General features: G+C 66.8%; 15 protein-coding genes. 4 read left to right on the top strand and 11 right to left on the bottom strand.

Annotation, left to right across the window (positions count from 1 at the left end; all coding sequences use genetic code 11):
- Positions 1-4 precede the first annotated feature (4 nt).
- From BLQ71_RS09325 to BLQ71_RS09305, 5 genes are all read right to left on the bottom strand, one after another.
- The gene (locus BLQ71_RS09325; RefSeq protein ID WP_069210003.1) at positions 5-760 is read right to left on the bottom strand and encodes an SDR family NAD(P)-dependent oxidoreductase; all 756 of its coding nucleotides are present in this window, start codon (positions 758-760) and stop codon (positions 5-7) included.
- Between the two features lie 103 nt (positions 761-863).
- Positions 864-1,826, bottom strand: coding sequence for a D-erythronate dehydrogenase (gene denD / locus BLQ71_RS09320; RefSeq protein ID WP_074621495.1), 963 nt, complete (start codon positions 1,824-1,826; stop codon positions 864-866).
- Positions 1,823-2,749, bottom strand: a complete 927-nt coding sequence (locus tag BLQ71_RS09315; protein ID WP_074621494.1) for a sugar kinase — start codon at positions 2,747-2,749, stop codon at positions 1,823-1,825. Before BLQ71_RS09315 ends, denD begins: the two co-directional genes overlap by 4 nt.
- Entirely contained in the window at positions 2,746-4,140 is a 1,395-nt protein-coding gene (locus tag BLQ71_RS09310) for an FAD-binding oxidoreductase (RefSeq protein WP_074621493.1), read from the bottom strand. Before BLQ71_RS09310 ends, BLQ71_RS09315 begins: the two co-directional genes overlap by 4 nt.
- Entirely contained in the window at positions 4,130-4,738 is a 609-nt protein-coding gene (locus BLQ71_RS09305; RefSeq protein WP_043144025.1) for a LysE family translocator, read from the bottom strand. The genes BLQ71_RS09310 and BLQ71_RS09305 overlap by 11 nt, the downstream gene beginning before the upstream one ends.
- 216 nt (positions 4,739-4,954) lie before the next feature.
- Here BLQ71_RS09305 and BLQ71_RS09300 point away from each other — a divergent pair, with 216 nt between their 5' ends.
- Entirely contained in the window at positions 4,955-5,878 is a 924-nt protein-coding gene (locus BLQ71_RS09300) for an NAD(P)-dependent oxidoreductase (RefSeq protein WP_069209999.1), read from the top strand.
- Here BLQ71_RS09300 and BLQ71_RS09295 read toward each other — a convergent pair.
- Positions 5,875-6,879: a LacI family DNA-binding transcriptional regulator gene (locus tag BLQ71_RS09295; protein WP_074621492.1), complete on the bottom strand. Its 1,005-nt coding sequence runs from the start codon at positions 6,877-6,879 to the stop codon at positions 5,875-5,877. The two genes, BLQ71_RS09300 and BLQ71_RS09295, sit on opposite strands and share 4 nt — an antisense overlap.
- Before the next feature lie 112 nt (positions 6,880-6,991).
- On the opposite strand from BLQ71_RS09295, the gene BLQ71_RS09290 reads away from it, so the two are divergent.
- Positions 6,992-7,882, top strand: a complete 891-nt coding sequence (locus tag BLQ71_RS09290) for a phytanoyl-CoA dioxygenase family protein (RefSeq protein ID WP_074621491.1) — start codon at positions 6,992-6,994, stop codon at positions 7,880-7,882.
- A gap of 170 nt (positions 7,883-8,052) precedes the next feature.
- Here BLQ71_RS09290 and BLQ71_RS09285 read toward each other — a convergent pair whose 3' ends face one another.
- Both BLQ71_RS09285 and BLQ71_RS09280 read right to left on the bottom strand, forming a co-directional pair.
- Positions 8,053-8,751, bottom strand: a complete 699-nt coding sequence (locus BLQ71_RS09285; protein WP_074621490.1) for an RraA family protein — start codon at positions 8,749-8,751, stop codon at positions 8,053-8,055.
- On the bottom strand, positions 8,748-9,269 hold the full coding sequence (locus BLQ71_RS09280) for a hypothetical protein (RefSeq protein WP_074621489.1): 522 nt from the start codon (positions 9,267-9,269) through the stop codon (positions 8,748-8,750). Before BLQ71_RS09280 ends, BLQ71_RS09285 begins: the two co-directional genes overlap by 4 nt.
- A gap of 147 nt (positions 9,270-9,416) precedes the next feature.
- On the opposite strand from BLQ71_RS09280, the gene BLQ71_RS09275 reads away from it, so the two are divergent.
- Positions 9,417-11,198 carry an IlvD/Edd family dehydratase gene (locus BLQ71_RS09275; protein WP_074621488.1) on the top strand — a complete coding sequence of 594 codons (1,782 nt, stop codon included), beginning with the start codon at positions 9,417-9,419 and terminating at the stop codon, positions 11,196-11,198.
- 100 nt (positions 11,199-11,298) lie between these two features.
- On the top strand, positions 11,299-12,036 hold the full coding sequence (locus BLQ71_RS09270; protein ID WP_043144047.1) for an SDR family oxidoreductase: 738 nt from the start codon (positions 11,299-11,301) through the stop codon (positions 12,034-12,036).
- 73 nt (positions 12,037-12,109) lie between these two features.
- Here BLQ71_RS09270 and BLQ71_RS09265 read toward each other — a convergent pair whose 3' ends face one another.
- From BLQ71_RS09265 to BLQ71_RS09255, 3 genes are read right to left on the bottom strand one after another with little or no spacing between them, the layout of a single operon-like run.
- On the bottom strand, positions 12,110-13,021 hold the full coding sequence (locus tag BLQ71_RS09265) for a DMT family transporter (protein ID WP_074621487.1): 912 nt from the start codon (positions 13,019-13,021) through the stop codon (positions 12,110-12,112).
- A 47-nt stretch (positions 13,022-13,068) separates the two neighbouring features.
- Positions 13,069-13,791, bottom strand: a complete 723-nt coding sequence (locus BLQ71_RS09260) for an SDR family oxidoreductase (RefSeq protein ID WP_043144052.1) — start codon at positions 13,789-13,791, stop codon at positions 13,069-13,071.
- Positions 13,788-14,858 (bottom strand): Gfo/Idh/MocA family protein, encoded by a 1,071-nt coding sequence (locus tag BLQ71_RS09255; protein WP_074621486.1) that lies wholly within the window; start codon positions 14,856-14,858, stop codon positions 13,788-13,790. The genes BLQ71_RS09260 and BLQ71_RS09255 overlap by 4 nt, the downstream gene beginning before the upstream one ends.
- Between the last annotated feature and the right edge of the window lie 34 nt (positions 14,859-14,892).

Genomic DNA, 14,892 nt, shown 5'->3' with positions numbered 1-14,892 from the left:
GCGATCAGATGGACCCGGCCTCGACCATGTAGTTCGACGCGGTGCACATCGCGCTGTCGTCGGAGGCCAGGAACAGCGCCATCCGTGCCAGGTAGACCGGCTCGATCAGGTCCGGGAGGCATTGCCGCTGGCGGTGCTTGTCGATGGCCTCGGCCGTGACCCAGAGCTCTTTCTGCCGTTCGGTCATGATCCAGCCGGGCACGATGGCGTTGACGCGGATATTGTGCTCGCCGAGGTCGCGGGCCATCGTCCGGGTCAGCCCGTGCACGGCGGATTTCGCGGTGGTGTAGGCGGGCATTCCGCCACCCGCTTCCCACCAGCTGTTCGATCCCATGTTGATGATCGAGCCGCCGCCGGCCTCGATCATGCCGGGCGCGACGGCCTGGATGGCAAAGAACTGGTGGCGGATGTTGGTGGCCATGCGCTCGTCCCAGTATTCGGGGGTCACGTCCTGCCATGTATGGCGGTCGTCGCGGGCGGCGTTGTTGACCAGCACCGTGGCGGCGCCCAGTTTATCGGCGAGACGGGCAAAGCTGGCCTTGAGCTGGTCGATCTCGCGCAGGTCGCAAAAGTCGAAGAGGACCTCTCCGTCGGTCTCGGCGGCGAGTTTTTCGCCGGCCTCGCGGTCGAAATCGACAAAGCCGGTGCGGGCGCCCTGCGCGGCGAAGGCGCGGACCATCTCGGAGCCGATGCCCGAGGCGCCACCGGTGATGAAGACGGTCTTGCCCTTGAGGCTGGGATAGATCGCGAAATCTGGCATGTTGTTCTCCGTGGTTGGCGGGGAAGGGGGCGTTGCCCCCTCTGCGCGTTCCGCGCATTCACCCCCAAGGTATTTTTCAAACCAAAGAAACCCGGGGCCTGTTTCAGGCGGGCAGGTCGTCTTCGAGGAAGTAGCGGATGTTGTCTTCGAAGCTGGTGTCCGGTTCGAGACCGAGGCGCGCGGCCTTTTGCGGGCGGATGTCGTTGCGCCAGCCCTTGAGGATGCCCGCGATCTCGGGCTGGGGCTCCCAGGTGATGAGTCTGGCGGGTTCCGGTCCTGCAACGGCGGTCATGGCGTCGATCATCTGGCGTATGGTCCAGACCTGGCCGGGCATGGTCATGCAGTGGTTCAGCCCCAGGTCCTCGCGCGGGATTTCGGCGCCCTTGACCAGGTTTTCCACGCATTTGCGGGGGCTGAGGTAGAAATGGTGGAAATCCATATCCACCGGGCAGTTGGCGGCCTGGCCCTGCAGTGGTTCGCGAAAGATCGAGGACATGAAGCCCGAGGCGGCGCGGTTCGGTTTGCCGGGGCGGACCGAGATTGTCGGCAGGCGAAAGCCGCGCCCGTCGATGAAGCCGCGCCGGGAATAGTCGTTCAACAGCAGTTCCCCGATGGCCTTCTGCGTGCCGTAGCTGATCTGCGGGTTGAGGAAGCTGTCGTCGGTGAAGGGCTGGGGCACCTCGCCGCCGTAGACGGCGATGGAGGAGGTGAAGACCACCACCGGCTGTGTCCCCAGCGCGCGGGCGCGTTCCAGCACGTTGAGATGGCCGTGCAGGTTGACCTTGTAGCCGAAGTCGAAATCCTCTTCGGCATGGGCCGAGACGACCGCTGCCAGCAGGTAGATCACGTCGGTGTCCGGCGCGATGGCTTCGGCGGCGGAAACGGGATCGGTGATGTCGGCCTTTTGATAGGCGACCTCGAACGGCGCGTCGATTTCGGCGGGGGTGACGACATCGGCCAGGGTCAGGCGGGTGATGGGCTTGCCGCGCAGCGTGCCACGCTTTGCCAGCAGGCGGGCGAGTTTCTGGCCGACGAGACCGGCGCCGCCGATGATGAGGATGTTCATGGGGTCTCTCCTTGGTCGAAGATCTGCGGCGCCAGCGCGCCGGGGTGCTGGATGACCTCTGCCGCCAGATGGGCGGCGCGGGACATGGCGGTGCCGAGGCTGGCGCCGGTGGCGCGCGCGGCCAGGAACCCGGCGCCGAAACTGTCGCCCGCCGCCGTGCTGTCGGTGATTTTCGTCACCTCGGGCGGGGTGGTGGTGACCGTGCCGTCCGCCTCTGACCAGCCGTGGCAGGGCGCCTCGCCGTTCTTGATCACCACGCAACTGGCCCCGGCGGCACGATAGCGTTGCAGCGTGTCCTCGGGCGTGGCGTCCTGGAAGGCCAGTTGTTCCTCGTCGAAACTGGGCAGCACGGTATCCGAGACGGCAGCGCCCATGAGCAGGCCCGAGCGCATCGCCTCGGCGCTTTCCCACAGACGCGGGCGCAGGTTGGTGTCAAAGGCGATATGGGCGCCCGCTGCCCGCGCCCGTCCCAGCGCGGCGCAAAGCGTCCTGCGGGCCTCGGGTGCGAGGATGGCCAGGGTGATCCCCGAGAACTGGATCACGTCGCGTTCGGCCATGACCTCGTCCAGCCAGGCGGGATCATCGGCGAGCGTCTTGGCCGCGGACTGGCCGCGCCAGTAGGAAAAGCTGCGTTCACCGTCGCGGGTCTGGATCATGTAGAGGCCGGGCGTCCGGGTCGGGTGGCGTCGGATCGCGTCGTTGGAAATGCCCTGCGCCCCGATGAACCGGGCGAGGTCATCGGACATTCCGTCCTCTCCCAGCACGGTGCCATAGCTGACGGTCCATGTGGCGGGCAGCAGGCGGCGCGCGTACCAGGCCGTGTTGAAAGTGTCGCCGGCATAGCCCAGCCGGAACAGGCTGGGGTTCTGCGGCGCCGGGGCCATTTCGACCATGATTTCGCCAAGGGAAAGAAAGCGGGTCATTCGGCGGCCCTTGCCTGCGGTTGGGCGGGCAAGAGCTTGCCCGGGTTGAGGATGCCCTTGGGGTCGAAAGCCTGCTTGATGGCCTGCATATAGGCCAGCGCCGCGCCGTGTTCGGCATCCATGAACGATTGCTTGCCGATGCCGATGCCATGTTCGCCCGACACGGTGCCGCCCAGCCGCAGGGCGGTTTCGCCAAGGGCATGGGTGAACTCATGCGCGCGGGCCATTTCATCCGGGTCATTGGGATCGACCGACAGGCCGGCGTGGAAATTGCCGTCGCCGACGTGGCCGACGATGGTGGCGGTCAGGCCGAGGCGGGTGGCATCGGCCTGGCTTTGCGCCACGGCCTCGGCCAGGTGAGAGATCGGCACGCAGACATCCGTGGGCCAGATGTGTTTGCCCTTGCCCAGGGCGGCAGAGGCGTAATGCGCGTTGTGACGCATGGCCCAGAGCGCGTTGCGGTCCTCTGTCGTGGTGGCGGTCTGCCAGCCCTCGGCACCGAAATCGGCCGCGATCTCCTCGAAACTTGCCATCTGTTCGGCGACCGCCTGCGGCGCGCCGTGGAATTCCAGGAACAGGTGCGGTTTCTCTGGCAGGCCCGCATCGGCATAGGCGTTGAAGCCGCGCACCATCATGTGGTCCAAGAGCTCGATCCGGGCCATCGGGATGCCGCACTGAATGGTGGTGATGACACATTGCACCGCCTGTTCGACATCCTCGAAACGGCAGGTGGCGGCGGTCACGGCGTCCGGTGTGCCGTGCAGGCGCAGGGTCAGTTCGGTGAGAATGCCAAGTGTCCCCTCGGAGCCGATCATCAGGTGCGTGAGGTCATAGCCGGTCGAGGATTTCCGCGCGCGCGACCCCGAGCGGATCACCGTGCCGTCGGCCATGACCGCCTCGATCGCCAGAATGTTGTCGCGGATCGTGCCATAGCGGACGGCGGTGGTGCCAGAGGCGCGGGTGGCCGCCATGCCGCCGATGCTGGCATCCGCGCCGGGATCGACCGAGAAGAAAAGGCCGGTGGCACGCAGCTCCTCGTTCAGGGCCTTGCGGGTCAGGCCGGGCTGCACGGTGCAGGTCAGGTCCTCTGGGTCGACCGCCAGAACGCGGTTCATCCGGCCCATGTCCAGGCTGATGCCGCCGTGCAGGGCCAGGTGCTGGCCCTCCAGCGAACTGGCGGCGCCATAGGCGGTGACCGGGCAGTCCTGCGCGTGGCAGATCTGCAGAATCTGCGAGACTTCCTCGGTTGTCTCCGGGTAGGCCACCGCGTCGGGCGGCGTATTGGGGTAATAGGTCTCGTTCTGGCCGTGCAGCGTGCGTTCGGCGTTTGAGGTGCTCAGCCGGTCTCCCAGCAGCTCCTGCAGCCTGGCGATGGCGGTTTCATGGGGCATTGGCGGCGTCTCCGGCGGCGAAGATGGCAAGAACCACGACCGCCAGCATCGAGGCGGCCATGACGTAGTTGATCCGGCGCTGGTCCCTGTCGGACAGGTTCAGCCGGTGCAGCGTGGCCCCGGCCAGAAGCCAGCCCAGGTGGATCGGTATCCAGATCGTATTGACGATGAGCAGCTTGGTCACCGTCTCGAACATGATGTTGTCGGGCGCATAGGGAAAGCCCGCAAAAAGCGTGGTGTTGACGGCGTATGCCTTGGGGTTGATCGCCTGCAAGAGGATGCCGGCCATCACGGCCGGGGGCGCCTTGGCCTCGATGAAGGCTATCTTGCTGCCGGCAAAGGCGATGCGTGCCGCGAGGTAGAGCAGGTAGGCGATCGAGGCCACCATCAGCACAGTGCGCACCACCGGCACCGACAGCACGACGGCGGCGACGCCGGAAATCACGGCAAGCGCCACGAGGTTGGTGCCGATGAAAAGCCCCAGCACATAGGCCAGCCCGGGACGGAACCCGTAGGCGGCGCCCAGCCCGGCGGTCGACAACACCCCGGGACCCGGCGTGATGATCAGGAAAAGGACGGCCAGCGCAAAGGTCAGCATGGGGCAGGCGCCCGTGTCGCTGTCATGTTCTCCTCCTGATCCGGCTGATGTCCGGCCTGCTTGCGTGGCGGCCGGTTTGGTATACCATCTGCAATCAAACCAGCCGGGGCGGGAATGTCAACGGCGTGCGGGACGGCGGGAGGCCGTTTGCGGCCAGGTGCCGCCTTGCCCCGTGCGCCGACCCGCCCCGGCGCGCTCAAAAAGGGGAGGAAGCGCATGTCTGACAAGGTCAAGGTCGGGTTCATCGGGGTGGGTCTCATGGGTCACGGGATGGCGAAGAACCTGCTGGAAAAGGGCCACCCGTTGGTCGTCAAGGGCAACCGCAACCGCGCACCGGTCGAGGACCTGGTGGCGCGCGGCGCGGTCGAGGTGGCGACCCCGTGCGAGATGGCCGCAGCCTGCGACGTGATCCACATTTGTCTTGGCAACGCGCCGCAGGTCGAAAGTGTTTTTCGGGGCGAGGACGGCATCCTTGCGGGGATGCGCGACGGTCTGATCGTGGTGGAATGTTCCACCTCCGATCCCAACGTGACCCTGGCGCTGGCCGCCGAACTGGGCGAACGCGGCGGGCACATGGTGGACGCGCCGCTGGGCCGTACCCCCAAGGAGGCCGAGGCCGGCACGCTGGACGCGATGGTGGGCGCCGACCCGGAGGTCTTCCAGCGCATCCTGCCGGTGCTGGATTGCTGGGCCGGTAACATCAACCACGTCGGCCCGGTGGGCGCGGGCCACAAGATGAAGCTGATCATGAACACCATCGCCATGAGCTATGCCGCGCTTTATGCCGAGGTGACCTCTCTGGGCGCCAAAGTCGGCATCCCGCCTGCAACGATCCAGCGGGTCATCGGCTCGTCCCGGCTGGGCAACGGGTTCTTCGACACCTTCATGGACTACGCGGTGAATCGGAACCGCGACGCGCACAAGTTTTCCGTGGCCAATGCGTCGAAGGATGTGCGCTATGCCCTGTCGATGGCGGCAGAGGCGGGGGCGCTGTCGCCGATGGCCTCTGCCACGCGGCAATATTTCACCCAGATCGAGGCACAGGGCCATGCCGAGGACTACGTGCCCTGGATCGCCGATCACATCGCGCGGATGAACGGGCTGGACCTGGAGGAAGAGGCGAAGAAGGGCCGCGACTAGCCCGTCGCCCGGCGGATCAGCTGGTAACCCAGGTCGATCCGCGTTCCCTTGATGTCCTCGCCGTCGCAGGCGGCGAGGGTCAGGCGCGCGGCTTCGCGCCCGATGGCGGCGCCGTCGATGCGCACGGTGGTCAGGTCCAGCGCGGCGGCCCCCGCCACGTCGATGTCGCCAAAGCCGGTCACCGCCAGGGCGCCGGGCACGTCGATGCCGCGCCGCCGCGCCTCGCAGAGCGCGCCCACCGCCAGCGCATCGCTGACACAGATCACCGCGTCCGTATCGGGCCAGCGTTGCAGGACCTGCGCCAGCCCCTCGGCCCCGTAGTCCGGCCCGCCCTGGTCCTCGCGGGGCGGCACCGAATGGATGCGCGGCGCGTGCCCCTCCAGCGCATCCAGATAGCCTTTCTCGCGCATGTCGGCGCGGGTGTCGCTGGCGCGTTCGGTGCGCAGAAAGACCGGCGCGCGGCGCTCGGATGAGATCAGGTGGCGGGCCATGTCGCGCCCCGCCTGCCGGTTCGAAAAGCCGACGGCGGCGTGGATCGGCACCTCCGGCAGCTCCCAGAGTTCGATCACCGGCAGGCCGGCGCCGGACAACAGGCGGCGGGTGTCCTCGGTATGGTCGCTGCTGGTCAGGACCAGCGCATCGGGCCGGCGGCCCAGCAGGGTCGAGACCATCAGCGCCTCTTTCTCGGGCTGGTAGCGCGTGCTGCCCAGCAGCAGTTGCAGACCGCCCGCGCTCAGCCCCTCTTCAAGACCCCGGATGGTGGAGGCAAAAACCGGCTGTTCCAGCGTCGAGACCAGCGCCCCAACGACGCGCGAGCGCTGGGAGGACAGCGCGCCGGCGGTCTCGTCTCGAACATATCCCAGCTCCATTACCGCCTTTTGCACCTTCTCCAGCGTGTCGGCACTGACCTTGGACGGGGTGCGCAGGGCGCGGCTGACGGTGATCTTGCCCACCCCCGCCGCCCGCGCCACGTCACCCATCGTCACCCATTTGCGGTTCATGTCCGTTCCTTCGTTTGACAGCGCTCAGGATAGGGTGGTATCGATACCATGCAAGTCGTGGTATCGATACCATCTGTCGAGCCATCAAGCGTGCAGCAGGGGAGGAGACGCGATGCTGAGCCGCGAACAACAGGATTTCTACGCCGAGAACGGCTATCTCAAGGTCGAGCAGGTGGTGACGCCCGAGGAACTGGCGGAACTGCAGGCCGTGACCGACGGGCTGATCGACGCCTCGCGGGCCATCACCGAAAGCGACGAGCGTTTCGACCTCGATACCGGCCATTGCGCCGACACTCCGCGCCTGACCCGGATCAAGCTGCCGCACAAGCAGCACCCCGTTTACGACCGCATCCTGAAACATTCGAAGGTGACGGAGGTGCTGAACGACCTCCTCGGCCCGGACACGGTGCTGAACACCGCCAAGCTGAACTGCAAGGCGCCGGGTGGCGGCGCGGCGGTGGAATGGCACCAGGACTGGGCCTTTTACCCGGCCACCAACGACTCGCTTCTGGCCTTCGGGCTGATGCTGGAGGATGTGACCGAGGACAACGGTCCGCTGCTGGTGATCCCGGGATCACACAAGGGGCCGGTGCTGAGCCATCACGCGGGCGGCGTGTTCTGCGGGGCGATCGACCCGGACGATCCGCTGTTCGAAAAGGACAGGATCGTCACGCTGACCGGCAAGGCGGGGGACATGACGGTGCATCACGTGCGCCTGCTGCACGGCTCGGCGCCCAATGTCTCGGACCGGGCGCGCAAGATCCTGTTCTACGAATGCGCCAGCGCAGATGCCTGGCCGCTGCTGGGCGGGTCGAGCTACATCCATTCGCTCGGACAGCGAAAGTTCTGGGAGGATTTCCAGGACCGGATGATCACCGGCGCGCCGGTCTTCACGCCACGGCTGGCGGATGTGCCGGTGACGCTGCCTTTGCCCCCGGCGCCGGACAATACCTCGATCTTCAAGACCCAGATGAGCGGCGGCGCCAAGAGCGCCTTTGCGTGAGGGGCCTGCGTGCTGAGACACGCGGAGGAGGGGCGTCGCCCCTCTGCGCTTTGCGCATTCACCCCTGGGTATTTGGTCCAAGAAGAAACATCAGGGACGCGCCTGCAGCTTCTTCTTGGTCCAAATACCCTCGGGGGAGTCGACCAGAGGGAGACGGGGGCAGCGCCCCCTTACCCGATTTCCACGGCCGAGCCGTCCGCCAGCATCGCGTCGATGTCCAGCGGCGCCTTGAAGCCGTCTTTGACCTTGGCCTCAAGCTCGGACTCGAGCTTCTGAACCTCCTGGACGCGGCCAATGACTTCGTCGATCCGCGTAAAGGGGATCACCACGACGCCGTTACGGTCGGCGACAATCATGTCGCCGGTGGCGACATGGCAGCCGCCGACGGTCGCGCTTGCCCCCAGGGTGCCGGGACCCGATGTATAAGGCGAATTGGGGTTCAGCCCTGTGCACCAGGCGGGCAGGCCGGCGGCGACGATGCCGGCGTAGTCGCGCATCGGCCCGTCGGTGACGAAACCGGCGGCGCCCGCGTTTTTGAGCATCCCCGAGAGCTGGTCTCCGATGGTGGCGCGGTCCTGGTTGCCGTGGGCCGCATGGACCACAATGTCGCCCGGGGTCAGCAGGTTGACCGCTGCGAGTGTGGCGATGATGTCCGCGGGGCCGCTGTCGGCCACCAGTGCGGGGCCCACCGCGTGACAGTCGAGGTCACGCCCGAAGCCGATGGGCGCGATGGGTGTTGCCATTGCCCCCATGCCGCCCATCGCGTCGCAGAGGAAGGCGGTCTCGACTCCTTGCAGGGCGGCAATCTGCGCCTCTGTCGGGCGGGGGGCACCCTTGACGATGGTCAGGCGGGACGGTTCTCCGATCATTGGTCAGTCTCCTTGGCAAGTGGTGTGTCCGGGTCGGGCAGGCGCCAGAGCAGGCGGATATAGGCCAGCCCCGAGGCGGTGGCGGTACAGCGGGCCTTCTGCAGCTGGATTTCTTCGGCGGGCAATTCGCGCAGAAGGGCCAGTTCCTCCATCCGGTCGCATTGCACCAGCGAGGAGAGCAGGTCGTATTTCACCTCGATCCCGGCAAGTGCTGCAATGCGTTCAGGGGCCTTTTCGCCCAGATCCGCCATGCGTGCGGCGATGGCCTCTGACCATTCCTGCCGGGTTTCGGCAAAGCAGAGGCCCGCCACGGCGGGGGTTTCGGTCGAGATTTCAAGGCAGGGCGCGTGCGCAGTGTCCACGCAGGCGGTGGGGGCCTTGCCCAGGTCCACCGCCGTCTCGACGCAACTGCGCAGGTTGTCGAGGTCGAGACGCGGCTCAGCCTGCAGGGGGGCTGCCAGCAGCAGCGCGGCCAGCGTCAGGGGCGCCATCCGCTGCGCGGCGGGGCGTGTCGTCATGGTCAAGTCCTCCCGGCCTGGGGGCGGTTTGCGCCCTCTCTTGCCCGGCCTCCCACCGAGCGGCTTGCATTTGGTATACCAAATTGGAACACTCGCACAAGAGAACAGACCTGCCAGAATCGGCAGGCGTGCCAGGGGAGGAAGGACATGTCAGATACCCGCGCCAACAAGCGCTTCCGCTCGCAGGAGTGGTTCGACAATCCCAACAACCCGGGCATGACCGCGCTTTATGTCGAGCGTTACCAGAACCAGGCCTTTACCCGCGAGGAACTGCAGGGCGAAAAGCCGATCATCGGCATCGCCAATACCGGCAGCGATCTGGCGCCCTGCAACAAGATCCACGTCTTCCTGATGGACCGGATCAAGGCCGGCATCCGCGAGGCCGGGGGCATCCCGATGGAATTCCCCGTCCACCCGATCCAGGAGACCGGCAAGCGGCCCACCGCCGCGCTGGACCGCAACCTTGCCTACCTGAGCCTTGTCGAGGTGCTGCATGGCTATCCCATCGACGGCGTGGTGCTGACCACCGGCTGTGACAAGACCACGCCGGCCATGCTGATGGGCGCGGCGACCGTCGACATTCCCGCCATCGGGCTGAACGGCGGGCCGATGCTGGACGGATGGTGGAAGGGCAAGCGCGCCGGCTCGGGCACCATCGTCTGGGAGAGCCGCCGCCTGCTGGCCGAGGGCAAGATCGACTACGAGGAATTCATGGGCCGCGTCTGTTCCAGCGCGCCCAGCCTGGGCCATTGCAACACGATGGGCACCGCCAGCACCATGAACGCCATGTCCGAGGCGCTGGGCATGACGCTGACGGGCTCCAGCGCCATTCCCGCGCCTTTCCGCGAGCGTATGGCGATGGCCTATGAGACCGGGCAGCGCATCGTCGAGATGGTCTACGAGGATCTCAAACCCTCTGACATCCTGACCCGTGAAGCCTTCGAGAATGCCATCGTGGTCAACAGTGCCATCGGCGGATCCACCAATGCGCCGCCGCACCTGCAGGCCATCGCGCGCCATGCCGGGGTGGAACTGAACGTCAAGGACTGGGAGACCATCGGCTTTGACGTGCCCTTGCTGGTCAACATGCAGCCTGCGGGCGAATACCTGGGCGAGAGCTTTTTTCGCGCCGGGGGCGTGCCGGCTGTCATGGGTGAACTGATGAGCGCCGGGCGGTTGCACGCCGGGGCGATGACGGCCACGGGCAACAACGTGGGGGTGAACCTGGCCGGGTGTGACAGCCTGGATACCGAAGTGATCAAGCGCTACGACGCGCCGATGCGCACGAATGCCGGGTTCAAGGTGCTTTCGGGCAACCTGTTCGACAGTGCGCTGATGAAGACCAGCGTGATCTCCGAGGACTTCCGCAAGCGATTCCTGTCGGAGCCCGGCAACGAGGGGGTCTTCGAGGCCCGCGCCGTGGTTTTTGAAGGCCCCGAGGATTACCACGACCGGATCAATGACGAGAGCCTTGGCATCGACGAACGCACGGTGCTGTTCATCCGCAACGTGGGCTGTGTCGGCTATCCCGGCTCGGCCGAAGTGGTGAACATGCAGCCGCCCGATGCACTGATCAAGGCGGGGATCACCCATCTGCCGACGGTGGGGGACGGGCGCCAGTCCGGGACTTCGGAAAGCCCGTCGATCCTGAACGCCTCGCCGGAATCGGTGGTGGGCGGCGGGCTGGCCTTCCTGCAGACCGGCGACCGGGTGCGGCTGGACCTGAACGCCAGCCGCATGGATGCGCTGGTTTCGGACGAGGACTGGGCCGCGCGGCAAGCGGCCTGGGAGGCGCCGGAGATCGTCAGCCAGACGCCCTGGGAAGAGATCTATCGCACCCATGTCGGCCAGCTTGGCGACGGCGGCTGCCTGGAACTGGCGACGGCCTATCAGCGCATCGCCAAGGATCTGCCCCGCGACAATCACTGAACACGGTTCGGGGCGGTGACGCGGGAGGGGGGCTCTGCCCCCCGCCTTCGGCTCCCCCCGGAGGTATATATTTGCCCAAAGAAACATGGGGGAGGGACATATGAGCCAGACAATCATCATCACCGGCGGGGCGCGCGGGATCGGCAAGGCCTGCGCCGAGGCCTTCCTGGCGGCGGGCTGGAAAGTCGGGATCGTGGGGCGGACCGAGGCATCGGTGGCCGAGATGGCCGGTAGCCACGAAAACGCGCTGGCGCTGCCCTGCGACGTGGTGGACGAGGCACAGGTGGACGCGGCTTTCGACAAGGCGTTGTCGGAATGGGGCCGGATCGACGCGCTGTTCAACAATGCGGGCGTGTCGGTCATGGGAGGTCCGGTGGACGAGATCAGCGTTGATGACTGGCGCCGTTGCATCGAGATCAACCTGACCGGGTCCTTCATCTGTGCGCGCGCCGCCTTTGGCCGGATGCGGGCACAGGACCCGCAGGGCGGGCGGATCATCAACAACGGGTCGGTTTCGGCCCATGTGCCGCGCTGGGGGTCGGCGCCCTACACGGCGTCGAAACACGCGATCACCGGGCTGACGCGGTCCCTGTCGCTGGACGGGCGGCCCTACAACATCGCCTGTGGGCAGATCGATATCGGCAACACCTTGACCGACATGGCCGAGAAGATGACCAAGGGCGTGCCGCAGGCCGATGGCTCCATCGCGGTGGAGCCGGTCATGGACGTGTCGAACGTGGCGAAATCGGTGCTGCACATGGCGTCCCTGCCGCTGGAGGCCAACGTGCAGTTCATGACCGTCATGGCAAGCGCGATGCCCTATATCGGGCGGGGCTGAACACTGTCCCGGGCCCATGTTTCTTTGGGCCCGAAATACCTCCGGGGGTCCGGGGGCAGAGCCCCCGGCGCATCTACCGCGTATGCGGCACCGGGCGGCGTACCCTCCCGCGCACCACGCGCTCGCGCTGCCAGATATAGAGACCGGATGCGATGATGATCGCGCCGCCGCCCAGCGTCCAGACCGTCGGCCAGGTGTCGAAGAGCAGGATGCCGGCGACGGCGGCCAGGAAGATCTGGATGTAGATCACCGGCGCCAGGATCGATGCATCCGCCCAGCGGTGCGCGATCACGGCCGCGATGTGGCCGCTGGCTCCGAAGATGCCGATCAGGCAGAAGGCGATCCAGACCGGTCCCTCGGGCCAGACCCAGCCGCCCAGAACGAAAGGCAGCAGCGCCAGCGCGGCAAAGCCGCTGGACCAGATCTGCTGTGTGGCGTTGCCTTCGATCCCCGCCAGGAGCCGCGTCATGATGAAGTAGAGCGCCGCCATGCTGAGCGCCCCGATGGAGAGGAACATGGCGGGGTGGAAATCGACGCCCCAGGGCTGCATCACCACGATCACGCCGAGGAAACCCACGCAGACGGCGATGATCCGGCGCAGGCCAACCTTTTCGCCAAGGATCGGGATGGCCAGCAGGGTGACGACGATGGGACCGGCAAAGGTAATGGTCGTGGTCACGGTGATCGGCAGGTATTTCAGCGCCGAAAAGTTGAACACGGTGCTGCCCAGCAGGAAGAAGCTGCGCAGGAGCTGGCGCCAGGGCGCATTCGAGACGAAGGCCTGGCGCCCCTCCCGCGCGCCGTAGATCACCACGGCAACCAGGAAATGCCCCGCGTAGCGGGCAAAGACCACCTGCAGCGCGGGTAGCCCCGCCAGCATCAGCCATTTTGCCGTGCTGTCGATACAGGTGAACCCCAGCACGGCCAGGGCCATCATCAGCACGCCGGCGGCGGTGCGGTCTTCGCGGGGGAGAGCTTCGGACATGGGGGGTACTTGGCGGTTGGGCAAGGGAAAGGGCTGGGCGGATGCGGTCAGCCGACCGCCCATCCGCCGTCGATCACATGCGCCTGTCCGGTGGTAAAGGCGCTTTCGTCGGACCCGAGGTAGATGGCCAGATGGGCGATCTCCTCGGGTGTGCCGATCCGTCCCATCGGCTGGCGCGCGTTGAAGGCCCGGCGCGCTTCCTCGTAGTCGCCCATTGCCCGCAGCCGGTCATGCAATGACGGGCTGTCGACGGTTCCGGGGCAGATGCAGTTCACGCGGATGCCCTTGGTCACATAGTCCAGCGCCACGGATTTCGTCAGTCCGATCACGGCGGCCTTGGAGGTGCCGTAGATACAGCGGTTGGGCGCGGCCACGATGCTGCCCGCGATGGAGGCGATGTTGACGATCGACCCGCCGCCGCGTTCGATCATGCCGGGCAGGGCGGCCTGCATGGAATGGAATTGCGACCGGACGTTCAGCATCATGGCAAATTCGAAATCCTCGTCGGTCGCCTCGAGCAGCGTGCCCGCGTGCACGAAGCCCGCGCAGTTGACCAGGATGTCGGGTTGGGCGGCCTCGATGGCGCGGGTCAGCACGGGCTTGTCGGTCACGTCCAGTGCGAAGGTTGTGCCGGTCAGCCCCTCCAGCAGGTCGGGGTTGAGGTCGGTCGCGGTGACTTCGGCGCCTTCGCGGGCATAGCCTTCGGCGATGGCGCGGCCAATGCCCTGGCCCGCGGCGGTGATGAAGGCGCGTTTGCCGGCTAATCTCATGTCAGAACTCCTGTGAAATCTCCCGGAACCTCGCCGCGCCTGACGGGGCGGTGCGTCTGTCCGGACAAGGCGGTGGCCAGCGTCATTTCCAGCGCGGCGATGCCGTCCCGGGGCTGGCAGAGAATGTCGTCGGCCCCGGTTTCGAGGAAGGCGGCAAAGCGGTCGATCTGGACCAGCAGCGGGTCGACCTTGTCGAAGCCGGGCGGGGCAAAGCGTTTGAGCGGTTTCGACCATTCCACCTCGCCCGGGCCGGAGGCGCCCCAGCGGGTGAGCGAGGGGAAGGACAGCGCGCCCAGGGTGCCAGTGATGCGGATGTAATCCTCGCCCGAGGCGGCGATGGCGGGGTTCTCGGCGCTGGCGGCCTCGAAGGACCAGGGCGAGGCGCCCGCGTCCGAGATCAGGAAGGATCCCAGCGCGCCGCTGTCGAAGCGGAAGGCGAGCGCGGCGGTGTCCTCGATCACATGGCCGCGCGCGGCGTTGGAGGTCAGCGCAGTGACCTCAACGGGCAGGCCGGCGAAGACGTTCAGCAGGTCGATCTCGTGGCTGAGGTTGGTGGCCAGCGGGCCGGCGCCGGGCAGGCGGCGCCAGGGCACGTCGTAATAGGTGTCATGCTTGCGCAGCGACCACATGCCCTGCAAGCCGACCAGTTGCCCGATGTCCGGCAAGGCGGCGCGGGTGGCCATGACGAAGGGATGGCACCGGCGATGATGACCGACGATCAGGGGCAGGCCCTTGGCCGCAGCCGTCTCCGCCATGAGCTGCGCGTTGTCGAGCGTGTCGGCGATGGGCTTTTCCACCAGCACCGCCCAGCCGCGCGCCAGCGCGGCGAGGGTCGAGAGACAGTGGTCCGGTGTCGGCGTGGCAATGACACAGGCGCGGGTCTCTGCCGGGGCGTCGTCAATCGTAGCGACGGCGGGCAGGCCCTCGGTGGTGAGCGTCGCGCGCGTGGTTGCGTCCGGCTCCACGATGGCCGTGATCCGGATCGCGGGCGAGGCGCTGGCCACCTCGATGTGGCGGCGCCCGATGGCGCCGGCGCCGATGATGCAGAGGGGGAGGGGGACACTCACGCGGAACGTCCTCGCCTGCGCGGGCAAAGCGATT

The organism is Antarctobacter albus (genome assembly GCF_900101505.1).
Classification (GTDB): domain Bacteria; phylum Pseudomonadota; class Alphaproteobacteria; order Rhodobacterales; family Rhodobacteraceae; genus Antarctobacter; species Antarctobacter albus.
Note: the sequence above shows the minus strand (reverse complement) of the source record. Positions and strands in the feature narration are given on the sequence as shown.